Genomic DNA, 24,940 nt, shown 5'->3' with positions numbered 1-24,940 from the left:
TTGAGTACAGGTCGCGCAGATGACAAATCCCTACTCGACAGATGGGGATAAAATCAAATGCCTAAACTTTACCTGCGCGACCTTCTACTCGTCAGCTCAAGCCTGGCGGTGGCCGGCGCGGCACAGGCCGCCGAGCCGGCCACCGCCAACGGGGCCGACAGCGCCGCGCCCGCCGTCGAGCAGGTGATCGTCACCGCCGAGCGCCGCGCCACCGACCTGCAGAAGACCGCCATCGCCATCTCGGCCTTTGGCCAGCAGGTCCTGGCCGATCGCAAGATCGACAACATCCGCGACCTGTCGGGCCAGATTCCCAACCTGTCGATCAGCCGGGTCACGATCAGCCACACCACCCAGACCTACGCCTTGCGCGGCGTTGGAGAGGCCGACCCGATCCAGGAGCCGGTGCTGGCCGTCTATGTCGACGACGTCTACATCCCGCGCCAGATCGGCTCGATGGTCGAGTTCAACGACCTGGAGCGGATCGAGGTGCTGCGCGGCCCGCAAGGCACGCTGTATGGCCGCAACTCCAGCGCCGGCGCGCTGCGCATCATCACCCGCGATCCCGGCCAGGCCCTGCGCGCCAAGGCCGAGGTTGGTCTGGGCAACTACGGCGCCGTCGACGTCCGCGCCCTGATCGAGGGCCCGCTGGTCGCCGACAAGCTGGCTGGCAGCTTCTCGTACATCCACCACAGCCGCGACGGCGTCACCTTCGACCCGACGTTGAATCACGACGTCAACCGCATCGATCTGGACGCCTTCCGCGCCAAGCTGCGCTGGACGCCGACGGAACGCCTGGACGCCCTGCTGACGGTCAACGCCCTGCGCGACCGCAGCGACACCCGCAGCTACGTGCCGGTGAACCAGCCCGGCGGCGTATTCCGCAACGACCGCTCCTATTCGGAAGTCGAGCCCAAGCAGGACCTGGACCAGATCAGCGGCTCGCTGCGCGTCCAGTACGAGCTCAATGATAACCTGAAGCTCAAGTCGATCACCGCTTACGGCGGCTTCAACCTCAATCCCGTCTATTACGAGAACGACGGCGAGGCAGCGCTGATCCAGAAGAACCTGATCCACTACAACGACCAGTACGCCACCCAGGAACTGCAGCTGAACGGCGACTTCGGCGCCCTGACCTTCACCAGCGGCCTGTTCTATCTGCACGAGCGCTTCTTCGTGCAGCGCGACGGCTACAGCCGCCGCAACACCCAGAACACCGACCCGGTCGTGACGCCTGGCAACTACGGCTTCGCCCGCGCCCACAACATCACCAACACCGACGCCTATGCCGTGTTCGGCGAGGCGACCTGGAAGGCGACCGAGCGCCTCTCTCTTACCGGCGGCCTGCGCTGGACCAACGAGGAGAAGGAATTCGTCTTCGACAACAAGGTGCTAAACCTGGCCGGCCAGGTCGTGGGCCAATCGATCGCCGGCAAGGCCGACAAGATCTTCTCGTCGATCACGCCCAAGCTTTCGGCGCAGTACCAATGGACGCCCGACGTCCTGCAGTATGTGAGCTATTCCAAGGGCTTCAAGTCGGGCGGCTTCGACAACCGCGCCACCCGCATCGACCTGGCCACCCGCCCCTTCGCGCCCGAGACCGTCGACAGCTACGAGACGGGCCTGAAGACCGAGCTGTTCGATCGCCGCGCGCGACTGAACCTTGCGGTGTTTTACAACGACTACAAGGACCTGCAGGTCAGCTACAGCGACCCGGCCTATCCGGGCAATTCGATCCGCGGGAACGCCGGCAAGGCCCACACCTACGGCGTCGAGCTGGAGAGCGACATCCGCCCGACCGAGCGGCTGGGGCTGCAGGCCTCTGTCGGCTACCTGTTCGCCGTCTATGACCGCTATCGCAATGCCGGCGGCGTGGGCGTCAACGCGGGTGGCCACCGCCTGCTGAACTCGCCGCGCTGGAGCCTGGCCGGCGGCCTGACTTATGACGTCCCGATCGAAGTGCCGGGCTCGGTGCGCCTGGGCCTGAACGCCCAGTGGCAGAGCAAGACCTACTACAGCGCCCTGCAACGCCCCCAGGACTCCGCGCCAAGCCAGGGCTTCCTGAACGGCTCGATCACCTGGACCGCGCCGGATCCGCACTGGGCCGTGCAGTTGTCGGGCCGCAACCTGCTGAACTCCGACAAGCCGGTGACCTCGACCTACACGCCGGCCACCGGGGTGTTCTATCGCAACTACCCAGACCCCCGGACCTTCCTGGTCACGCTGAAATACGCCCTCTAAGCAAGAGCGCCGCCGCCCGATCAGGACGGCGGCGCTTTTCGTTTCAGGCCCGTTCGATCGGCACGTGCGGCTTGGTGTTGGGATAGATCAGCTCGACCGGCGGCTCGTCCGCGCCCGGCTTCTTCATGCCGTAGGCGTTCACCGGCTGCGATCGGTTGATCCAGGCGGTGTAGTAGAGGTGATCCGAGCGCGGATCGTCCGTGTTCGGATGCAGCAGGATCGTCAGGCCCAGGCTGTTCAGCTGCAGCCACGGCAGGATCACGTGCAGCAGGTCGTTGGTGAAGCCGAAATAGAACGACGGCGTCACGTGCGGCCCGCGCGGCGTCAGGTTCCAATCGCCCAGCTCGACGACGAACCGATCGGCCACCCAGCGGCGCAACAGGGCCGCCTTGTCGGCCGTGTCCTCGTCGAAATAGATGTGGGCGTGATAGCTGCGGATGTCGGTATAGGCGCGCGGCGCCGTCGGCAGCGGCGTCTCGCCCGGACGCACCGAAGCAGGCTTGGGCGTCGCCTGACCGGCGGTCTCATAACCCCACGGACTCTTGCCGCCGACCGGCGTGCGCGGCTGCTTGGTCGGCGGCGGAACTCCGGCGCCCTCCTCCGCTTTCGCCGGCACGCCTGACGCCAGGCTAGCCGCCGCGGCGAGACCTCCGCCCAGCAGCAGCCCGCGACGTTGCACGCCCGGTTCCTCGAGAGCGGCGGCCGAGATCGGCGGAGCGGATTTGGGCATGGAGACGGACTCGCGAATGGCTTTTCTAAGGTTCGCCAACCTCTCGCACCGCCTCGCCAGGCTCAATTCAGATAGCTTCAGTAGGAATTTAGATTACCTGATCCCGTGCAGGGCGCGTTCCAAGCCTGCAAGAAATCCTGAGGCTCTTTTCAGCAATTCAAAGCCGCCCGCCAAATTGCTCAGTAAAACCGGCAAACTTCACGGCGCCGAATAAAGCGCATTAGAAGACGCAATTATTGGAGCCTCTCCGAGTTCGATAGAGCCGACCTGTCTTATCAGGAGGTCGACGTGACCCAAGGCTCGCAACGTCAATTGAAACTGGGCGCCATTCTGGCCGGCGTCGGCACCGATCACGCCAGCTGGCGCGACCCCGCCCTGCCCGGCGACGCCAGCATCGACATCAACTGGTACATCGACAACGCCAAGCTGGCCGAGGCGGCCAAGTTCGATCTGGTGTTCATCGTCGACAGCCCGTTCATCACCCCCGACACCGCGCCGCACTTCCTCAATCGCCTGGAGCCGCTAACCCTGCTCTCGGCCCTGGCGGTCTCGACCTCGAAGATCGGTCTCGTCGGCACCCTGACGACCTCGTACTGGGAGCCCTACAACGTTGCCCGCCAGTTCGGCTCGCTGGACCATATCAGCAAGGGCCGCGCCGGCTGGAACGTGGTGACCACGGGCCTCGAAGGCGCCTCGAAGAACTACGGCCGCGACGAACACTTCGACCACGGCGAGCGCTACGAGCGAGCCGGCGAGTTCGTCGATGTCGTCCAGGGCCTGTGGGATAGCTATGAGGACGACGCCTTCCCGCGCGACAAGGCCGCTGGGACCTTCCTCGACAAGTCCAAGCAGCACGCCCTGAATCACAAGGGCAAGCACTTCTCGGTGGCCGGGCCGTTGGCGCTGACGCGCTCGGTCCAGGGCCAACCGGTGATCTTCCAGGCGGGCGTCAGTGGCGCGGGCCGGGATCTCGGCGCGCGCATCGCCGAGGGCGTCTTCGCCGGTGTCGACACCTTCGAGGACGCGGTCGAGTACTATGCCGATCTCAAGGCTCGAGTCGTCAAGGAAGGCCGCGATCCGGACCACATCAGCGTCCTGCCGGGCCTCTTCCCAACGATCGCTGAGACCGACGAAGAAGCCCAGGCCCTGGACAAGGCCCAGCGCGGCGAGGTCGGCATCGACAAGCTGCTGGTCCAGCTGGGCCGCGCCTTCGGCTATCACGATTTCAAGCAGTACCCGCTGGACGGCCCGTTCCCGGACGTCAGCAATCTCAGCCTCAACGCCTACAAGGGCCACGCCGAGCGGATCGTGCGGGTCTCGCGCGAGCAGAACCTGACCCTGCGCCAGGCGGCGGAGCGGTTCGGGGCCTGGCGGTCGGGCTTCGTCGGTTCGCCACAGACCATTGCCGACGAGATCCAGCGCTGGTTCGACGGCCGCGCCGCCGACGGCTTCATCCTGCACGTCACCCGCCCCGGCGACTTCGCGTTGTTCCGCGAGAAGGTCGTGCCGATCCTGCAGGCCCGCGGCCTGTTCCGCACCGAATACACGCACGACACCCTACGCGGTCACCTGGGCCTGCCGGTCCCCGACAACCGCTGGAACGTCGCGCCGGAAAAGGTCGCCGCCGAATGAGCCTGCGCCTCCTCGCCCTCGCCTCGGCCAGCCTGCTGGTCGCCACCGCCGCCCTGGCCGCCGACCCGAACGCGGCCGCGATCCACGCCCGCGCCCTGGTGCTGGACAGCCATGTCGACGTGCCGCTGGATCTGGGCGTCGGCCCGCACGAGGCCGCCGTCGACGGCGATGGCCAGCTCGACCTACCCAAGCTGGAACGCGGCCAGGTCGACGCCGCCGTCCTGGCGGTGTTCGTCTCGCAAGGCCCGCGCACGCCGGAAGGCTACGCCAAGGCCAAGGCCGATGCAGACACCAAGCTGGCGGCGATTCGGGCCGTGGCCGAGCGCCACCCCGACCGCGCCGTCCTGGCTCTGAACGCCAAGGACGTCGAGGCCGCCGCCAAGGCCGGCAAGCGGGCCATCGTCGTCGGCTTCCTCAACGCCTATCCGTTCGGCGAGAGCCTGGATCCGATCGACGCCTATTACCGCGCCGGCGTCCGCAGCTTCGGCTTCGTCCATGCGGGCAACAACGCCTATGCCGACTCCTCGCGCCCCAGCGGTGGGACCAAGGTCGAGTGGAACGGCCTGTCGCCCCTGGGCAAGGCCGCCGTCGGCAAGCTGAACGACCTGGGCGTGATCATCGACATCTCGCAGCTGACGCCCGATGGCGTGCTCCAAACGCTGAAGCTGACCCGCGCCCCCGTGGTCGCTAGCCACTCCGGCGTCCGGGGCGTGGTCGACGCGCCGCGCAACCTGTCGGACGCAGAACTGGACGCCATCAAGGCCAACAACGGCGTCGTCCAGGTGGTCGCCTTCGGACCCTATCTCGTGAACCCAGGCCCCGACTTCGCCGCCAAGGTCGCGCCGATCCGGGCCCAGTTCGGCCTGCCCGCCGCCTTCGCCAAGCCGGCGGACGGGACCGAGGCGCTCTCGCCCGCCCAGCGCACCGACTACAGCCACGCGGTGAACGCCCTGCTGCCCAAGGCGACGGTGAAGGACTTCGTCGACTCGATCGACTACGCGGTGAAGCGGATCGGCGTCGACCATGTCGGCATCGCCTCGGACTTCAACCACGGCGGCGGCGTCATCGGCTGGGCCAATGAGGGCGAGGCGGCCAATGTCACCGCCGAACTGGTCCGCCACGGCTACTCCGAAGCCGACATCGACAAGCTGTGGGGCGGCAACTGGCTGCGCGTCTTCCGTCAAGTCGAGGCCGCCCGGCGACCTGCCTAGTCAAAACGGCGCCCGGCGTTCGCGCGTCGGGCGCCGTCATCGTTCGCAATTAGGACGCTATCGCGCCCGGGCAAGCGGAGAGGCTTGACGCCCGCTTCCCCGCCCCGGCCAAATCGGCCGACCGATAAAACAGTTCGAGCGCATCGCCGTCTTTTCAGATCGCGACAGCCGAACCGCACGCAACAATCATAGTCTATATTTTCAATGCTCATGAATTGAACGCCATTGAGCGCAATCATGACTAATTGAATATATGTCCTTGTCCTGAGAAATTCTGAATTTACCTGTTGCGCCGCGACAGCAACGCTATCCCCATCAAAGTGATTGGGGATAGTGATGACCATTCGAAACCGACCGCATGCGACCCTTGGCCTGCGCGCGCTTCTGCTCACCGCCACCGTGCTCGGCGGCGCGACCTCCGCCCTGGCTCAGGAAACGTCCGAGGTCGACACCGTCGTGGTGACCGGCAAGCGCCTGTCCGAGGCCAGCGTCGCGATCGGCACCGACCACGCCACCGCCACGGTCTCGATCACGCGCGAGGCGCTGCTGTCAGCCCCGGCGGGCATCACCGGCCTGAAGATGCTGGAGTCCCTGCCCGGCTTCAACGTCCAGGCCAACGACGCGCTGGGCATGTACGAGTTCGGCAACTCGGTGTCGGTGCGCGCCTTCAACTTCCAGCAGATCGGCTTCCTGCTGGACAACATCCCGATGGGCCGCAGCGACCAGTTCGGCGGCAGCCCGATCTATCGTTATGTCGACAACGAGAACCTGCTGCGCGTGACCGCCTCGGCCGGAGCCGGCGACGTCGCCCTGCCCAGCTACGCCTCGCTGGGCCCGATCGTCGACTACTTCACCCAAGCCCCCTTCAAGGACGCCGGCGGCGCGATCAGCGGCACCCTGGGCAGCGACAACCTGCGCCGCGGCTTCCTGCGTCTGGAGACCGGCGAGCACGGCGGCTTCTCGGGCTATGCCAGCGGCTCGTGGATCAAGGGCGACCTGTGGCGCGGCCCAGGCACGATCGACCGCAAGCACTTCGAGGGCAAGCTGCGCTACGCCCTGCCCAACGGCGGCGACGTCAGCTTCCAGACCGTCCACAACGACTATTTCGACTACGACAGCCCGTCGATCACCATCGCCCAGTATGCCGGGACGGCCGGCGACGTGTTCGGACGCTCGGGCCGCTACTTCGCCTATCTGGGCGTTGTTCCGAACCCCGGCGCGGCGGGCACGACCCAGTCGGCCACCAACCTGCCGGCGGTCGCGGGCGGCCCGACCTATTCGAACGCCAACTACGCCCAGTACTACAAGTTCGCGGTCAACAAGCGGAAGGACCACCTGTATGGCCTGACGCTGAACACGCCGATAACCGACAGCTTCGACCTGACCACCACGGCCTATTACGAGGACAAGGGCGGCTACGGCGTCTCGCCCGAGGCCTATGCGACCTCGCTGGCCAGCTACAACGCCGAAGTCGGCAAGGTGGCCGGCATCGTCGCGCCCAAGGGCATCCAGTACGGCCTGTCGGGCGTCGACGGCGTGCGCCAGGGCGTGACCGGCAAGGTCTCGTGGCATCTCGGCTTCAACAAGATCGAGGCCGGCCTCTGGCTAGAGAACGACGACTATCACCGCACCCAGAACCGCTACAACGTGGCCAACGGCAACCCCGACGGCGCGCCGCTGTTCAACGAGCGGGTCCACGCCCAGCGGGACTACAAGTCGCTGCGCGAGACCAAGCAGTTCTTCCTGAAGGACACCCTGACCCTGCTGGAGGCCAAGCTGAAGGTCGAGCTGGGCTTCAAGGCCACCGACATCGACTACAAGATCGCCGGCTATCGCAATCCGGCCGACTATATCAACGGCCGCCACCCGATCCTGAAGGCCAACTGGAAGGACAACTTCCTGCCCCAGATCGGCGCGGTCTACAGCCTGACCGGCCGCGACCAGGTGTTCGCCTCGTACTCTGAGAACATGGCCCTGCCGCGTGGCGCCGACGACATCTTCTCGGCCGCCAGCCCGATGGTCGCCGCGCCTTTGCCTGAGACCTCGACCAACTGGGAAATCGGCTACCGCGCCAATCACCGCACGTTCAACGCTTCGATCGTGGCCTACCAGACGGAGTTCAAGAACCGCCTGCAGTCGTTCGCCTCGCTGGTGCCGGGCGGCGGCGGCGTGACCGAGACCTTCTTCCAGAACGTCGGGGCGGTGAAGGCCAAGGGCGTCGAGTTCAGCGGCCAGTGGAAGCCGGAAGTCTTCGCCGGCAAGGCCTATTTCAACGCCAACATCTCGTACAATGACGCCAAGTTCCAGGACGACGTCTTGAACTACCGCGCCAGCACCACGGCCGCGCCCGTCACCCTGCCTATCGCCGGCAAGAAGGTGCCGGACTTCCCCGACTGGGTGTTCACCACCGGGGTCACGGTCGAGCCGTTCGACGGCCTGCTGGTCAACGTCTCGGCCCGCCACCTGGAGAGCCGCTTCACCAACTTCGTCAACAGCGAGAAGGTCGGCGGCTACACCATCGTCAATGCCTATATCGACATCGGTGACGGCTTCGCGGCCGGACCGTTCAGCCAGGTCAAGGCGCGGGTCAATGTCGATAACCTGTTCGACAAGGACTACCTGGGCACGATCAGCACGACGGTGAACACGCCCGCCAGCTTCCGCCCGGCGCCGCCCCGGACGGTGCAGTTCACGATCTCGGCCGACTTCTAAGACTGAGCGCCGGCGGGATCCAGCAGGGGCCCGCCGGCGCGAATTCTTCAGCAGCACTCAACAAAACACGCACGATACTCAATCAGCTGAAATACAAGAAAATCACATTCGAGACTTTTGAAACATTCATATCGACGAAACGCTGATTTTCAGCGCACGTTTATCAAAACTATTTCCCACTAATTCATATAGATACACATAGGCGCTGATTTTCCGCGCAGCGACCCTCGAAACCGTCGCAGTTTTTCTGAATCAAGGCGCTGAGCAAAACGCCCCTGCAATGCCTCCACGAAGACGCGCCATCCCGGACGTCTTCGCATTGGCGATCCTTCCCGTCTGCGAACTCGGCCGCCGCCCCGCCGGCGGCGGCCGCTCTTTCCGGGAAGATCTTTGGGGGCGTTCCTTATCTTGGTTTCCCGTCGTTCCTTCCTGACCCGCGCCGTCGCCCTGGGCGGTTTCGCCGCCGGCTATGCGGCCCTCCAAGGCCTGGGCTTGGCCTCCACGGCGCACGCCGAGGCTCTGCCCGACCTGCCGCGAGATCTCGGCAAGGGCCGCTCCGCGATCGTCCTGGGCGCCGGCATTGCCGGCCTGGTCGCCGCCTACGAGCTGGAGCGCGCTGGCTTCGCCGTCACCGTGGTCGAGGCCCGTGACCGGGTCGGCGGCCGTAACTGGACGATCCGCGGCGGCGACCGCGTCGAGACCCTGGACCGTCCGACCCAGACGGCGAGCTTCTCCAAGGGCCTCTACTTCAACGCCGGCCCCGCTCGCCTGCCCAGCCACCACCAGGGCGTCCTGTCCTATGCCCGCGCCCTGGGCGTGCCGCTGGAGGTCGAGGTCAATTCCAGCCGCAGCAGCCTGCTGCAGTCCGACAAGGCCTTCGCCGGCAAGCCGATCCAGCAGCGCCAGGCGATCAACGACCTGCGCGGCGGCCTCTCCGAGCTGCTCGCCAAGGCCACGCGCACCGGCGGCCTCGACCAAGACCTGACGACCGAGGACAAGGAGCGACTGCTCGGCTTCCTGAAGACCTACGGCGATCTGGACGCCAACGGCGCCTACAGGGGCTCGGAACGCTCGGGCTATGTCACCACGCCCGGCGCGGCCGACCAGAAGGGCGTGGCGCGCGCGCCGCTGCCGCTTCGCGAGCTGCTGGCCGACGACGTCGTCCCCTACGCCCTGTTCGAGGACAACATCCTGATGCAGGCGACCATGCTGGAGCCCTCGGGCGGCATGGACGCCATCCCCAAGGCCCTGACCAAGGCGCTGAAAGGCCCGCTGCTGCTGGGCGCCGAGGTTACAGCCCTGCGCCAGAGCCCTACCGCCGCCGAGGTCGCCATTCGCGACAGCCGCACCGGCGCGGCCCGCAAGCTCACCGCCGACTATCTGGTCGTCACCGTGCCGCTGCCGATCCTGGCAAAGGTCCAGAGCGACCTGCCCGCCGAAGTGAAAACCGCCATCGCCGGCGCCAAGTACGACAACGCCAGCAAGGTCGCCTTCGACGCTCCGCGCTTCTGGGAGGCTGACCAGATCTATGGCGGCCTGTCGTTCGTCGGCGGCGAGACGGCGCTGGTCTGGTACCCCAGCAGCGGCTTCCACCAGCCGCGCGGCCTGCTGGTCGGCGCCTACACCGTCATGGGCCCGGCCCGCGCCTTCCAGGCCCGCAACTTCGAGGACCAGGTCGGCCTGGCTCGCGCCGCCGTCGAGAAGCTGCACCCCGGCCACGGCAAGGATCTGGCCGCGCCGCTGGTCATCGACTGGAACCGCCAGGCCCACAACCTGGGCCCCTGGATCCACTGGGAAGGCGACGGCAACGACCCGGCCGCCTACCGCCTGCTGAACCAGCCGCAGGGCCGCATCTTCCTCGCTGGCGCGCATCTCTCGCAGCTGCCCAGCTGGCAGGAAGGCGGCGTCGCCTCGGCCCGCCGCACCGTCGCCCTGATCGCCGACCGCGTCCGTAGCGACGCCCTGGCCACCCCCGCTCACTGAACGGAGACCCTTCCATGATCCGCAAACTCACCATCGCCCTGCTCCTCACCGGACTGGCCGCCACCACCGCCCAAGCCGAGGTCAAGCGCGCGCCCTCCTCCGGGCCCATCGCCATCTCGCCCGCCGTGACGGTGACGCCTGGCTCGACCCTGGTCTTCCTGAGCGGCGCCCTGCCGACCATCGCCGACAAGGCCGCGCCCGGCGACACCGCCGCCCAGAGCCGCTCGGTGCTGTCGAAACTGGAAGCCGCGCTGAAGGCACAGGGCCTCGGTTTCGGCGACGTGATCAAAGCCACCGTCTTCCTGGTCGGCGACCCGGCCAAGGGCGGCGAGATCGACTTCGCTGGCCTGAACGCCGCCTGGAGCGAAGCCTTCGGCACGACCGCCCAGCCCAACAAGCCGGCCCGCAGCACGGTGAAGGTCGCCGGCCTAGTCGCGCCGGGCGCCCTGGTCGAGATCGAGTTCGTCGCCGCCCGCTAAGCGGCGGCGACACCTGAAACCGCCGCGCGACGGGGCCGCTTCCCCGGCCGATCGCGCCCTTCAACAAAAACCGAAACAAACTCTCTGGGGGTAAGATGAGAACCTATGCCTTGAGCGCGTCCGCGCTCACCCTGACGACCGCGCTCTGGGGGAGCGCGGCCCTCGCCGAAACACCGGCAGCCCCGATCGCCGCCACGGCGGCGGCGGCCGCCGACGCCACGACGCTGGACGCCGTGATCGTCACCGGCACGCGCCAGACCGGCATCCGCGCCGTCGACAGCGCCGCGCCCGTGCAGGTCGTCGACGACCAGGCCCTGGCCCGCACCGGCCAAGGCGACCTGCGCCTGGCGCTCAGCAACCTGACCCCGTCGTTCACGGCCCAGGCCTTTGGCGGCGACTCCGCCAACCTGACCCTGTCGGCCCGCCTGCGTGGCATCAGCGCCAACCACGCCCTGGTGCTGATCAACGGCAAGCGCCGCCACGGCACCGCCAACCTCGCCGTCCTGGCCGGCGCCTATCAGGGCTCGGCCTCGGCGGACCTGAACTTCATCCCGGTCGACGCGATCGAGCGGGTCGAGGTGCTGACCGACGGCGCGGCCGCCCAGTACGGCACCGACGCCATCGCTGGGGTCATCAACATCATCCTGAAGGACGCTGACCACGGCGGCGGCGTCTCGGCCACCGGCGGCGCCTACTACGAGCGCGATGGTGAGACCACGAGCCTGTCGGCCAATATCGGCTTCGCCCCTGCGACCGACGCCTATGTGAACCTGACGCTGGAGAACCGCTTCCACGACTTCAGCTTCCGCGGCGCGCCGGACGCCCGGATCGTCGCCCCCGCCACGATCGCGGCCAATCCGTCCTGGCCGTCGCTGCTGGAAGACTATCCGTACACAAACCGCATCGCCGGCGACGCCCGCTACCAGATCACCAACGGCACGGTGTCGGCCGGCTGGAAGGCCAGCGACGCGGCGCAGGTCTATGGCTTCGGCACCTACGGCGTGAAGAAGGCCACAGCCTGGGAGAACTATCGCCTGCCCAACCGCCTGCCCGCCGTCTATCCGCGCGGCTTCAGCCCGCGCTTGGAGACCAAGGAAACCGACTACGCCTTCACCGGCGGTCTGAAGGGCCAAGTCCTGAACGGCTGGCGCTATGACCTCTCGGCCACCTACGGCCGCGACGATCACGAGGTGCGGGTGCGCAACTCGGCCAACCTGCAGCTCTATGCCGACACCGGCGCGACCCCGACGCAGTTCCACGCCGGCGACCTGATCGCCACCCAGCGGACCCTGAACCTCGACCTCGGCCGTGAGTTCGACCTCGGTTGGGCCACGCCGCTGACCGTCGCCCTGGGCGGCGAGCAGCGCCACGAGACCTATGAGATCCGCGCCGGCGACGCCGCCTCGCGCTACAAGTCCGGCTCGCAGTCGTATCCCGGCTTCGCCGCGACCGACGCCGGCAAGCACGGCCGCGACAACTGGGCGGCCTATATCGATCTCGCCGCCTCGCCGATCGAGAACCTGAAGCTGGATATCGCCGCGCGCCACGAGCACTTCAGCGACTTCGGCTCGACCGACATCGCCAAGCTGACCGGACGTTACGACTTCACCCCGGCCTTCGCCCTGCGCGGCACGGTCTCGACCGGCTTCCGCGCCCCGACCCTGGCCGAGCTGTACTATTCGGCCACCAACGTCTCGCCGACCACAGCCTTCGTACAGCTGCCGCCCAGCTCGGCCGGCGCCAAGCTGCTGGGCATCGACGGCCTGGATCCGGAAAAGTCGACCAATCTCAGCTTCGGCCTGGTCGCCGAGCCGCTGCCGCGCGTCTCGGTCACCCTCGACGCCTATCAGATCGAGATCGAGGACCGCATCGTCGGCAGCGGCTCGCTGTTCGGCAAGATCGGCGGCACGACGGTGAACGCGGCCATCACCAACGCCATCACCGCCAACGGCAACGTGCTGGACCCCAGCGTCGGCACCACGGGCATCAACCTGTTCGCCAACGGCCTGGACACCCGCACGCGCGGCATCGAGGCCCTGGCCACCACGTGGACGGACCTCGGCGAGCTGGGCAAGATCGACTGGACCCTGGGCGTCAACGTCAACAAGACCAAGGTCACCCGCATCGCCACGCCGCCATCGGGCCTGGGCGGATCGGTGCTGTACGACAGGGCCGCCATCGCGTTCCTCGAGCACGCCACGCCGCGCTACAAGGTCAATCTCAGCAACGTCTACACGAACGGCGCCTGGACGGTGAACCTGGCCAACACGGTCTACGGGACGTCCTGGGCCTATACCAACGTCAACGGTGCCTACTTCCAGGACCGTATCGGCCGCAAGCTGATCACCGACCTGGAGCTGGCCTACAAGCTGCCCAGCGGTCTGCGTGTCGCCCTAGGCGCCAACAACCTGTTCGACGTCTATCCCGACAAGCTGAACGCGGCCGGCACGACCGCCTCGATCGCGGCCGGCAATCCGGGCGTGGCGCTGTATCCCAGCTTCTCACCGATCGGGATCAACGGTGGCTACTACTACGGCAAGCTGACCTACAGCTTCTAGCCGGCTCCGGACGCGTCGTTTCCGAACCGATCCCCTTCATTTGGAGACGACGCCGAGGCGGCCCTTGCGTGGGGCCGCCTCATCCTTTTCGCACATCTCGATGGCTTCTGGAGACATCCATGGATCTTCAACTGAACGGCAAGCGCGCCCTGGTGACAGGGGCCAGCCGCGGCATCGGCAAGGCCATCGCCCTGACCCTGGCGCGAGAGGGCGTCGATGTCGTCATCGCGGCGCGCAACCTGGAAGCTCTCAACGCCACCGCCCTGGAACTGGCCAGCGCCACGGGCCGGCGCATCTTGCCGCTGGTCGTCGACACCGGCGACGACGCTTCGGTCAAGGCCTTGGTCGAGCAGGCGGTCCAGGCGCTAGGCGGCATCGATATCCTGGTCAACAACGCCGCCACGCCGGGCGGAGGCGCGCCGGCCGCCACCATCGCCCAGGCTACCAGCGCGGCCGTACTCGACGACGTCAACGTCAAGGTCGCGGGCTACCTGCGAACCGCCCAGGCCGTCGCGCCGCATCTGGTCGCCGGCGGCTGGGGTCGGATCATCAATATCGGCGGTCTGGCCGCGCGCAGCACCGGCCACTACGTCGCCTCGATCCGCAACGTCGCCGTCTCGGCCCTGACCAAGAACCTGGCCGACGAACTGGGACCACAGGGCGTCACCGCCAATGTCATCCATCCCGGCGGCACCCGCACCGAGAAGACCACGCCGGAGGCCGAGGTGCGCATCGCCGCGTCCAACACCATCGGCCGCATTGTCGACGCTTCGGAGATCGCCTGGCTGGTCGCCGTACTGGCTTCGCCGCTCAGTGGGGCCATCAACGGCCAGACCCTGGCGGCGGGCGGCGGCACGCCCAAGGTGATCGACTACTGATCCCGGAGGGCGCGCAGCCAGGTGAGGAAAAGGTCCGGCCAGGCCGCCGCGGACGAGCCGGCCGGCGCGCGCAGGCCAAAGCCGTGGCCGCCGCGCTCGAAGACGTGCAGCGCCGTCTCGGCCCTGACCTTCTTCCAGGCCTGGAAGGCTTGCAGGCTGTTGTCCACCGATACCCGTGGGTCGTCAGCCGCGTGGAACAGGAAGGTCGGCGGCGGCGCCTTGGGCGGACCGGGATACAGCGTCTGCCGGGGCGAGGCCGGGACGTTCAGATACGCATAGCCCAGGCCCAGGAAATCGATCCGCAGCGGGTCGCGATCGGCCTCGTCCACCGGCGGATAGGCGACCTCGGCGGCGCGGCTGGTCAAGGCTCCGGCGATCGTGCCGCCGGCCGAGAAACCCAGGACGCCGATCCGCTTGGCCCCCGTGCGACGGGCCAGCAGGCGTAGCGCCCGCGCCGCGTCGTGCAGCATGACGTCCGGGCCGTCGGCCCAGCCATCGCCCGGTAGACGATAGAGCAAGGCTCCAGCAGCGTAGCCGGCTCCGGCCAACCAGCGGCAGACCTCCTCGCCTTCCTTGTCGAACACCACGCGATTGAAGGCGCCGCCAGCGATGACCAGCACCGCCGTATCGGTCGCGGCCGACGGTCGATGCAGGCTCAGGCGCGGCTCGCGCACGCCGGAGATGTCACGGCCTTTGCGGCCCTGGTCATCGACCTCGCGCGCGATTTCCTGGACGGTGACCCCGGCCCCGCCCGGCGCGCCGCCCGCCCACAGGATGATGCTTTCGACCTTGGCCTGCGGAACGGGAGCGGCCGCCGCCAGGCCCGGCGCGGCCAAAGCGCCAGCCAACAAAGCGCGTCTGTTCATGGGGTCGTCTCCCTAGGATGCGCGTGCCTAGCAGGGGTTACCGGTAACCGGGCTTTTTGAAATCCTATTAATCCCATAGGAAAAATTGAATAACGCTATTTGCGACCCTCAAGCTAATCGGCCAGCACTCGCCGAGTGACCGGCGTTCAGTCATCTGGGGGATATCCAATGTCGTCGTCCGTCTCGCGTTCTCGCCGCCGCGCGCTCGTCGTTCCGGCGCTGCTGCTGGGCGCCAGCCTGCCCGCCCTGGCCTGGGCCGCCGACGCCCCCGCTTCCGATACGCAGCTGGAAGAGATCGTCGTCACCTCGCAGCGCCGCGCCGAGAACCTGCAGAAGGTGCCGATCGCCGTCACGGTGGTGCGGGGCGAAGACCTGGAAAAGCGCCAGACCTTCTCTGCCGAGCAACTCGTGCAGCAGGTCCCCTCGCTGACCTTCCGCAAGGGCACGACCAATGTGAATTCGTCGCTGAACATCCGCGGCATCGGCACCACCTCGTTCTCGTCGGGCTCGGAGCCGGCGGTGTCGACCGTGGTCGATGGCGTGGTCTATGCCCGCTCCGGCCAGGCATTCTTCGACTTCTTCGACGTCGACCGCATCGAGGTGCTGCGCGGCCCGCAGGGCACGCTGTTCGGCAAGAACGCCTCGGCCGGCGTCGTCTCGATCGTCACCCGCCGCCCGTCGGCCACGACCAAGGGCTTCGTCGAAGGCAGCTGGTTCGAGGGTGACGAATACCGCCTGCGCGCCGGCATCTCGGGTCCGATCAGCGACACCCTGCGCGGCGCCCTGACGGCGGTCTACGGCCAATACGACGGCTCGGCGACCAACGTCTATGACGGCTCCAAGGTCAACGGCTACGAGCGCCTGGGCTTCCGCGGTAAGCTGGAATGGACCCCGAACGACAAGCTGACCGTTAGCCTGATCGCCGACACCGTCAACGCCGTCGACAACGGCTCGGCCGACGTCATCGGCTACGCCACGCCCGGTGACGCGATCATCGGCCTGGAAGCGCCGCTGGCCGTCGGCCCCAGCAACCGCAACATCAACAACGACGTAAACCCGGTCACCAAGGACAGCACCTGGGGCTATTCGGGCCAGGTCGAGTACAAGCTGGGCGACTACACCCTGACCTCGATCACCGCCTGGCGCGGCTGGGGCAATACCGAGGTCCGCGACGGCGACTACACCTCGACCCTGGGCCGCCGCGTGGGCACGGCCTCGTCGCGTGACGTCGGTGTTCTGGACTTCCACCAGTTCACCCAGGAAGCGCGCCTGGCCTCGCCGACCGGCGGCTTCCTCGACTACGTAGTCGGCGCTTTCTACTACAAGACCAAGCAGGAGAATTACTTCAACCGCACCAACGTCGCCTGCACCAGCACGACGCTGAGCGGCGGGGCCTGCGCCACCGGCTCCTCGACCTTCGCGGTCACCTCGAACGGCACGGCCAACTTCACGACCGAGCTCGAGAACTACGCCGCCTTCGGCCAGGCTAACCTGAACTTCACCCCCCGCCTGCGCGGCGTGGCGGGGCTGCGCTGGTCACACGACCAGATCAGCTTCGACTTCGCCCGCGTCTCGGCCTTCCCGACCGCCACGGCCGGCGTGCGCCCCAGCTTCACCGCCCAGGGGACCAAGTCCACCGACGGCGTCTCGGGCCGCATCGGCCTGCAGTACGACGTCGCCGACAACGTGCTGGGCTACGTGAACTATTCGCGCGGCTACAAGGGCCCGGCGATCAACGTGTTCTTCAACATGCAGGCCTTCGACACCCTGCCGCTGGATCCGGAAAAGTCCGACGCCTACGAGGCCGGCCTGAAGAGCACCCTGCTCGACCGCAAACTGGTGCTGAACCTGGCGGCCTTCTCGACCAAGTTCAAAGGCTTCCAGACCACCAATTTCGACACCGTGGCCGGCACGATCGTCAGCCGCCTGGTCAATGCCGGCGAGGTCTCGACCAAGGGCCTGGAACTGGACGCCCAGGCGCGTCCGATCCGCAACCTGACCCTGAACGGCGGCGCCAGCTACACCAACGCCAAGATCGTCAACTTCTACTGCCCAGCCGGTTCGCCGGCCACCTGCTCGGCGATCAATGGCCAGCCGCTCGGTCCGGCAAAGTGGCGCTGGTCGGCGGCCGTCGACTATTTGGTGGAGACGCCGTCCCTGCCCTTCGACATCGGCCTGAACTCGTCGATCGCCTACCAGGGCGCGGGGCGGCCGAACGTCAACAATCCGACGATCGGCCCGGCGCCCGAGGGCTTCAGCCTGTGGGACGCCAGCATCGCCTTCATCGACCGCAAGGACCGCTACCGCGTGGCCTTCATCGCCAAGAACATCGGCGACAGCTTCTACACCACGGCCAAGATCCCCAGCACCTATATCCGCCAGCAGGCGCCGCGTGACTCCGAGCGCTATTTCGGGGTCAGCCTGCGCGCCAACTTCGGTCGCTAGGGCAAACGCTACGGTGGCGGCGCGGACTGCGCCGTCACCGCCAGCAGCATCCACGAGGTGTGCGGGATCCATTGCTCGATCCAGCGCCAGTTCTGCTCGTCGGGACCCGCCGCCCAGCTGATGCCACGGCCGGAGTCGCTGTTAGGCGCGCCGGTGATGCCGTTGGAGATGCCGCCCTTGACCATGTCGCCGGCGCTGTCGGCGTGCGGCGGGTTCTTGGCCCCGAAGCCGTACAGCAGGCTCATGTCGTAGGGGTTGCGGCCCAGGGTCCAGTCGAAGCCAGCCTGGGACATCCGCGCCAAATCCGGCGACACCCCGAACGGCTGGCCCGGCGCGGCGTCGACCACGCGGCCGCCGACCAAGGCGGCGTAGGACAGCGAGGCCAGGCGCGCGCTCTCGCCCTGCCACCAGTACTTGGTCTCGTTCAGGTGAGGCATGAAGAAGCCCTCCTGGATGCCACCCACCGCCTTGCCGTCCTTCCACATCCGGAAGGTCTGGCGCGGATAGTCGTAGGGGTTGGCGACCTTGGCGTTCAGGGCCACCTGGGCCTTCAGGCTGGCGGCGATCACCGCCTTGGCCGAGGCCTTCCGCGCGGCCTCTTGCTCGATGTCGAGATATTCGGTCAGCGCCAGCACCGGGAAACCGGCCTCGGCGCCGTGGTAGTAGGGACGGTCCTTGTCGTCGCTGCGGAACCAGCCCTTGTGGGTCCAGCGGCCCTCAAGCGCCTTGGCGCGGGCGCGGGCGGCTTCGAGATAGGCCGCCTTGCCCGTCGAGCGGTGCAGTTCGACCGCCGCCAGCAGCAGGGTGTAGTCGTCGATGATATTCTCGCGGCCGTCGTCGACATAGCGACGGTTATTGGCCTGCATGTGGGCGAAGGCGCGCTCGGCGTCGGCCAGGTACTGATCGGCCGGGAATGCGCCCGCTAAGCCGCTGGCCTTGGACAGACGCGCGGCCCGCGCCAGGGCCGCGATGGCCACGGCCCCGCCCTCACGCGCGGCGGCCTGGTAGTTCTTGGTGTAGACGCCCTCGACCCCGACATAGCCCGTGACCACCCGCTCGGCCCCAGGCGTGGCCCAGCGGTCGAAGACGGTCATGTAGAAATAGCCCTCGGGCGACAGCAGCCGATGCAGGTAGTCAGCGCCCCACATCGCCTCCTCGATCAGCTGGCGATCCAGGCCCGCCTTGGCGAAGCGTTGCGGGGCCATGTCATAGGCTTTGGCCAGCGACCAGGCAGTGAAGGCCGTCTGCTGCGGATTGAAGAAATTGGCGTAGGACAGGTGCGACAGGTACTTGCCGTTATCGCCGCCGGCGTCCTTCCAGCCGCCCCAGACGTCGACGACGCGCTTGGTCCCGTAGACACGGATCTTGTGGTCGGCTGGATTGGTATGACGGCTGAGCTTGAAATAGTTGACCAGCGCCCCCGCCGTGGTCGCGAACAGGGCGTCGTCGGCCACCGCGACCGGCGCGGAGACCGCACTGGTTCCGGCAGCCTCGACCTTCAGCTGGTAGCGCCCCGCCTCGGCAAGGTCGGAGAAGTCGGCCTGATAGTAGCGCTTGCCCGCGCCCCATTCGCCGAAGGCCGGCAGCGGCGTCAGTTGTCCCGAACGAACGACCGCGCCGTCCTTCAGCACCGAGAAGCCCGGGGGCGCGCCGGAGCCGGCATATTCGACCACCGCGACCTTGGGCCCGGCGCGCTCGAGCGCGACCTGGTTCAGGTGGACCTTCAGGTCCTGGGCGAAGGCCCCGCCCGCCAGCATCGAGCCAGCCAGCAGCACGCCCGTCAGGATCGAAAGTCGCTTCGTCGTGGCGGTCATGACGCCCTCCCCTTTGTTGTTTTTACTGAAGAACGAGGTTGCGTCCGGCGCGCTTGCCGTCGGCCGAGCGGGCGCGGACCTCGACACGGCCCGACACCGGAGCGTCCTGGACGTAGGGTCGCCAGGCGCCGCCCTCGACGCGGTATTCGATGGCCAGGCCCGGGAACTCGACATTGGCCTTGAGCTTGCCATCCTGGATCACCGCCCCGACCGTCGGCACGCGATAGGCCACGCCCGCCGCGTCCAGCCGGGCCAGTTCGCGCTGGCCCAGCAGGTTGGCGAAGGCGTTCCACTCGGTGTCACGACGCGCGCGCATAGCGTCGGTGAAGCCGCCGGTGTCATGGCCATAGGCCTTGCCAGCCGCATAGGGCGCTTCCCAGTCGGCCGCGCGCCAAGCGCGTTCGGCTAGGGCCAGCAGGCGCGGATAGAGCATGTAGTCGACCTGGGCGTCGGAGCGCACGGTCTCGCTCCACAGCTGGCCTTGCAGGCCCACGAAGCGCACACCCGGCTTCAGCGGCTGGGTGTCCTTGCTCGTCTGCGGACGGCCATCCAGGCCCGTATAGACCTCGGCATGGACCGGCAGGTTCTCGGGCATGAAGTCGAACACCTTGCGGGTGTCGGTCGAGCGCGAGGGCCAGTCGTAGCCGCGCTCCTTGGGATCGGCGGCCTGAGGGCTGTCGAAATAGAGGACGTTGGGCGTGGAGATGATCACGTCCCACCCCTGGTTGGCCTGGCTGTGGGCCGCGACGTTGGCGTCGCCGCCCAGGTCGCCCCAGTAGTTGGAGTGGACGCGGTCGGGCATGCGCTCGGCCTTGGCGTGGGTCATGCCGTCGCTCCAGCCGGCCGGAACAACGTCCCGCGCCGCGACCATGGCCGAGACCTTCTCGATGAAGTGGCCGCCCAGGTCCGCCGGCTTGATCCCGGTCTTCGCCTCATAGGCCTGGCAGGCGGGCGAGCCGCTCCAGGCGCCGGGCGTCTCGTCGGCGCCGATATGGTAGCGCTTCAGCGGCGCGCCGGCCTCCTTGTGCAGCCGCGCCATCTCGTCGATCACCTTGCCGACGAAGGCGTAGGCGCTGGGCAGGCACACATTGATGGTGTTGTCGGTGTAGTGCTGGATGCTGCGATAGGCGCTCTTGTCGGCCGCCTCTGTGAGCAGGTAGCGGCTCGCCTCGGCTTCCGGCTTGCCCTCGGCGCGCAGCCGGGCGGCGCGGGCCTCCATGGCTTTGATCGCCGCGCGCGAATGGCCGGGCATGTCGAAGGACGGGATCACCTCGATGTGGCGCGCCTTGGCCGCCCGGACGATCTCGATGTAGTCGGCGCGCGAGAAGAAGCCGTTGACTGGCCCGGTCCCGTCCGGACCCGCGCCCAACTGTGGGATCAGGCAGGTGCGCTCGGACAGGTCGTGGCAGCGCCGGCCGCCGATCTGCGTCAGCTCAGGCAGGCCCGCGATCTCGACTCGCCAGCCCTCGTCGTCGCCCAGATGCAGGTGCAGCTTGTTGAGCTTGTAGCCCGCCATCTGGTCCAGGATCGCCAGGATCTCGGCCTTGGAATGGAAGTTGCGCGCGACGTCGATATGCACGCCCCGGAAGCCGAAGCGCGGAGCGTCCTCGATGGCCAAGCGCGGGACCGTGCGGTTGGCGTCGACTAACTGGGCCAGCGAGGCCAAGGCGTTGGCCGCGCCCTCCCCGTCGCCAGCGGCGATCGTGATGCCCGCGCCGTCGATGGTCAGGCGATAGCCGCCGGGCGCGGTCTTAGCCTTGGTGATGCGCAGCGGCGCGCCGGCCTTGGTCTCAGCGAAGCCGAGATGCGCGAGGGCGACAGCGACGTCGGACTTTGCGAAGCCGCCCAGCGACACGGCCACGCCGCGCGACAGGTCCAGACTGCCCTCGCCCAGTTGCGTTTTCAGCGGCGTCGGCAGGATCGCCCCGCGCGGAACCGGCTGCAGCGTCGCGCCGGCATTGGCGGCGTAGAGGCGCGGCGCGGTCGCCCATGCGGTCAGGTCGTGGGCCGACCGGCCGGCCAGCTTGGCCTCGTCGGTGAACGGGATCACGAACGGCAGGCTCTCAAGCCCTGTCTCGGGATCGACCACGGGCCGGGTGCTGTCGATGGTCCGCGCCGCCAGCCCCTCGCCCACCACATAGGCGTTGGGCATCGGATAGAGCTCGGACAGCTGCTGGCCCTCGATGCGCAGCGGCACGACGATCGGCTGGCCGGGCTTGAAGCCGGTGAAACTGGCCGTGGGGGTCAGGCGATAGAGGTCGCCATTGATGTTGGTCAGGGTGAAGTCGTCGCCGCCGGCCGCCAGTACGCGATTGACGTTGCTGAAGTACAGCGACCACCCCGCCTGCGGTGCGGTCGGGGCGGCCAGTGAGATCTGGGCCAACATGCAGGACGGATCGGGCTTGCAGGCCTCGGCCGCGGGCCGGTTGTCCAGCACGCGGTAGGTCAGCTTGAGGTCGGCGGCGAAGCGGTCGAGATCGGCCTGGCTGGGCTGAGCCAGCGCCGCTCCGGCCAACAGAACGGCGAGTAATCCGCCCGCGACGCACGACTTCAATCTTCCGACCATCAACGACCTCGAGGAAATTGGGAGGACGGGACCTTAGCCCCGCCCTCCCCAGGGGTTCCGACGAATGGGGTACGTCAGAAGCTGTAGCCCAGACGCACGCCCCACGTCCGGGGCGGGTCATAGGATCCACGGATCACGCCGCGATTGAAGCCACCGAAGTTCTTGGTGTCCTTGTCGGTCAGGTTGTCGCCGAACAGCTCGACATAGAACCGGTTCTGCGGCGCCGAGAGCTTGAGGCTGGCATTGACCTTGGCATAGGCGGCCTGGCCGTTGGTCAGGTGCGGCAGGTCCAGGTTCTGGACGTCCATCCACATGCGGTCCTGCCAGCGGACCTGGACATAGGGCTGCAGAACGTAGCCGCTCTTCAGGTCGAAGCTGTGCTCATAGGTCACCGACATCGAGTACTTGGGCGCGAACGGCAGCTGGTTGCCGACGATGGTGTCGTAGCCCGGCGCGCCGCAGTGGGCGACGTTCAGGATCTCGCGCTCGGCGCAGGCGAAGCCGTCGGTGAAGGTGCCGCCGTTCTTAATCTTGGTGTCCAGGAACGCGCCATAGCCCGACAGGCGACCGTGAGCCCAGGGGATGATGTCGAACTCGACCTCGACGCCCTGGATGCGGGCGCTGCTCAGATTGTCCGTCGTCCAGGCCAGCACGGGGTCGCCGAAGTTGGCGCTGAGCGGGTTGGTGTCCTTGCCGACCACCTTGTCGCCGGTGTTCTGCATGTCGGTGTAGTCGCTGTAGAAACCGGTCACCGACAGCCGCATGCGGCCTTCCAGCAGGGTCGCCTTGTAGCCCAGTTCGTAGGTCTTCACCTTCTCGGGGTCATAGGTCAGGAGGCTCAGGCACCCGTTGTTGCAGGTGTCGAACATCTCGTACATGCCGCCCATCTTGTAGCCGGTGGCCAGCGAGGCGAACCACATGACGTTGTCGCTCTGGAAGTACTGGGCGCCCAGGCGGTAGGTGCCTTGCTTCCACTTCATGGCCACGACATTGGGCGAGCCACCCGGCACGACCACGCCCAAGGGGGCCTCGCCACCCATGTCGAAGTTCAGGTCGTTGGACTGGTGGCCCCGGATGCTGTCGGGCGTGTGGTGGCCGTTGTACCAGGCAGAGGTCCCCTCCCAGAAGGCGTAGGTGACGCCGCCCTGGTCGGTCTTGCGGTCCCAGCTGTAACGATAGCCGGCGGTCAGGTTGACCTTGGGCAGGATGCGATAGTCGAACTGGCCGAACAGGGCCTTGGACTCGGTGGTCCGCTTGTTCTGGTCGAAGATCCAGGTGTCGGGCAGGCCGTCGGGCTGGAAGCCCAGGACCGGGTCATACGACGTGGCGTGGGGATCGTCGGTCCAGGTCTTGTTGGCCAACATCTCCATGTCGTAGCGGATGCGCTTGTTTTCCTTCAGGTAGTAGGCGCCCAGCACGTACTGGAACTTGGACGCGCCGCTCGACTTCAGCTGCACCTCGTGGCTGGTCGTGCGGTAGCGGCTGCCCTTGGTGAACCAGGCCTCGTCCCAGATGGGGTAGTAGCCGGTCAGTTCGGCCTCGTGCGAGGTCAGCGACGGGTCACCTATCGAGGACCACTGGCTGTTGGGATGCGCGCCGCCATCGACGTCCGACACCTGGTCGCGCTTCTGGTCCTGGAAAGCGCCGCGATACTCCAGCGTGGCGTTGTCGAAGACGTCGTAGGCGACCTTCAGCTGGTAGTCGTCGACGGTCATGTCGCGGCTGCCGGGTACATTGATCTTGGCGTAGCGCTGCGGGTGGTTACAGGCGTTGATCGTGCCGGCCGCCTGCTTGCAGTCGACGAAGTCGAGGTCGCCCGCGCCCTGGTCGGAGAAGCGCGAGATCGTGCCGGTCAGCTCCAGTCGGTCAGTCGGACGCCAGCGACCGATCAGGCGCGCGGCCCACTGGTCGGCGTTGTTGTAATAGTCCTTGGGCTTGACCAGCCGGTTGCGGCGCTGGTCGACGTCCGGGATGCCGTCCTTGTGGATGCCGTAGGCCGGCGACTCGATGTCGGTGAAGTCCTGCTCCTGGACCATGTAGCCGTCATGCTGCTCGACCATGAAGGCCGCCCGCAGCGCGAAGGTGTCGCTGACGCCCCAGTTGAAGCTGCCGCGCAGGCCGCGGGCGTTGTAGTTGCCCAGTTCGCTCTCGACCTTGCCGAAGGTGTCGTTGAACGACGGCTTGGCCGGGATGATGTTGATGGCGCCGGCCGGCGAGTTCATGCCGAACAGCGTGCCCTGCGGGCCGCGCAGCACCTCGACCCGCTCGACGTCGAACATCAGGGCCAGAGCGCCTTGCGAGCGCGGCGAGTAGAAGCCGTCCTGGTGGATGGCCACCGCGCCTTCGCCCACCTCGGTGAAGTCGGTGGAGGTCACGCCCCGGATGCTGGCGGCCGTGCCGCTGTCCGCGCCCGTGCTGAGCTGCACGTTGGGCATGGTGGACGACAGGTCGCGAGCCGACTTGATGCCCTGGCGGTCCAGGCTTTCCTGCGTGAACGCCGAGATCGCCAGCGGCGTCTGCATCAGCTTGGTTTCGCGCTTGGAGGCGGTGACGACCAGTTCCTCCAGAACACCGACGTCCGAGTTGGCGGCGGCATCTTGAGCGGCGGCCAGGCCCGGCAGGGCGAAGGCGGCCAGGGCCGAGGTCATGAGCAGACCGGCGCGGCGGGTAGCGAATAGAGACACGGATACTCCCCCTTATTTGTTGGCCGCGCGTCAGCCCCAGGCTTGTCGCCCGGCTCTCCCGCCTTCGCGCTGGCAATTCGACCGAATTGTCCGGAGGCGGCGTGGCTCGCCCCTTCCGACAGCCTGACGATAGGCGCCGGTTTT

Annotated in this window: 14 protein-coding genes; 9 read left to right on the top strand and 5 right to left on the bottom strand. The window is 67.3% G+C overall.

Annotated elements, in window-relative coordinates; all coding sequences use genetic code 11:
- The first annotated feature begins 57 nt into the window (after positions 1-57).
- Positions 58-2,238, top strand: a complete 2,181-nt coding sequence (locus tag AC1RR5_RS23150) for a TonB-dependent receptor (protein WP_492925476.1) — start codon at positions 58-60, stop codon at positions 2,236-2,238.
- Between the two features lie 43 nt (positions 2,239-2,281).
- Here AC1RR5_RS23150 and AC1RR5_RS23145 read toward each other — a convergent pair whose 3' ends face one another.
- Positions 2,282-2,968 (bottom strand): DOPA 4,5-dioxygenase family protein, encoded by a 687-nt coding sequence (locus AC1RR5_RS23145; RefSeq protein WP_492925474.1) that lies wholly within the window; start codon positions 2,966-2,968, stop codon positions 2,282-2,284.
- A 288-nt stretch (positions 2,969-3,256) separates the two neighbouring features.
- On the opposite strand from AC1RR5_RS23145, the gene AC1RR5_RS23140 reads away from it, so the two are divergent.
- From AC1RR5_RS23140 to AC1RR5_RS23110, 7 genes are all read left to right on the top strand, one after another.
- On the top strand, positions 3,257-4,600 hold the full coding sequence (locus tag AC1RR5_RS23140; RefSeq protein WP_492925472.1) for an LLM class flavin-dependent oxidoreductase: 1,344 nt from the start codon (positions 3,257-3,259) through the stop codon (positions 4,598-4,600).
- Positions 4,597-5,811 carry a dipeptidase gene (locus tag AC1RR5_RS23135; protein WP_492925470.1) on the top strand — a complete coding sequence of 405 codons (1,215 nt, stop codon included), beginning with the start codon at positions 4,597-4,599 and terminating at the stop codon, positions 5,809-5,811. Before AC1RR5_RS23140 ends, AC1RR5_RS23135 begins: the two co-directional genes overlap by 4 nt.
- 324 nt (positions 5,812-6,135) lie before the next feature.
- Positions 6,136-8,523 carry a TonB-dependent receptor gene (locus AC1RR5_RS23130; protein WP_492925468.1) on the top strand — a complete coding sequence of 796 codons (2,388 nt, stop codon included), beginning with the start codon at positions 6,136-6,138 and terminating at the stop codon, positions 8,521-8,523.
- A 408-nt stretch (positions 8,524-8,931) separates the two neighbouring features.
- Positions 8,932-10,506: a flavin monoamine oxidase family protein gene (locus AC1RR5_RS23125; RefSeq protein WP_492925466.1), complete on the top strand. Its 1,575-nt coding sequence runs from the start codon at positions 8,932-8,934 to the stop codon at positions 10,504-10,506.
- Between the two features lie 14 nt (positions 10,507-10,520).
- Entirely contained in the window at positions 10,521-10,985 is a 465-nt protein-coding gene (locus tag AC1RR5_RS23120; protein WP_492925464.1) for a Rid family hydrolase, read from the top strand.
- 110 nt (positions 10,986-11,095) lie between these two features.
- Positions 11,096-13,543, top strand: a complete 2,448-nt coding sequence (locus AC1RR5_RS23115) for a TonB-dependent receptor plug domain-containing protein (RefSeq protein WP_492925462.1) — start codon at positions 11,096-11,098, stop codon at positions 13,541-13,543.
- 119 nt (positions 13,544-13,662) lie between these two features.
- Complete coding sequence (locus AC1RR5_RS23110) at positions 13,663-14,421, top strand: SDR family NAD(P)-dependent oxidoreductase (RefSeq protein ID WP_492925460.1); 759 nt, start codon at positions 13,663-13,665, stop codon at positions 14,419-14,421.
- Here the strand turns inward: AC1RR5_RS23110 and AC1RR5_RS23105 are convergent.
- Complete coding sequence (locus tag AC1RR5_RS23105; RefSeq protein ID WP_492925458.1) at positions 14,415-15,287, bottom strand: alpha/beta hydrolase; 873 nt, start codon at positions 15,285-15,287, stop codon at positions 14,415-14,417. The genes AC1RR5_RS23110 and AC1RR5_RS23105 overlap by 7 nt on opposite strands.
- A gap of 168 nt (positions 15,288-15,455) precedes the next feature.
- Between AC1RR5_RS23105 and AC1RR5_RS23100 the strand changes: the two genes are divergently transcribed.
- The gene (locus tag AC1RR5_RS23100) at positions 15,456-17,732 is read left to right on the top strand and encodes a TonB-dependent receptor (RefSeq protein WP_492925456.1); all 2,277 of its coding nucleotides are present in this window, start codon (positions 15,456-15,458) and stop codon (positions 17,730-17,732) included.
- 8 nt (positions 17,733-17,740) lie between these two features.
- On the opposite strand, the gene AC1RR5_RS23095 is transcribed toward AC1RR5_RS23100, so the two are convergent.
- From AC1RR5_RS23095 to AC1RR5_RS23085, 3 genes are all read right to left on the bottom strand, one after another.
- Positions 17,741-19,546, bottom strand: a complete 1,806-nt coding sequence (locus AC1RR5_RS23095) for a glycoside hydrolase family 9 protein (protein ID WP_492925454.1) — start codon at positions 19,544-19,546, stop codon at positions 17,741-17,743.
- A gap of 22 nt (positions 19,547-19,568) precedes the next feature.
- Positions 19,569-22,112, bottom strand: coding sequence for a beta-N-acetylhexosaminidase (locus tag AC1RR5_RS23090; RefSeq protein WP_492925452.1), 2,544 nt, complete (start codon positions 22,110-22,112; stop codon positions 19,569-19,571).
- 74 nt (positions 22,113-22,186) lie between these two features.
- On the bottom strand, positions 22,187-24,796 hold the full coding sequence (locus AC1RR5_RS23085) for a TonB-dependent receptor (RefSeq protein ID WP_492925450.1): 2,610 nt from the start codon (positions 24,794-24,796) through the stop codon (positions 22,187-22,189).
- Positions 24,797-24,940: the final 144 nt, after the last annotated feature.

Source organism: Caulobacter sp. GW821-FHT11E11, from assembly GCF_058808315.1.
This window is presented reverse-complemented; position numbering and strand designations above follow the sequence as displayed.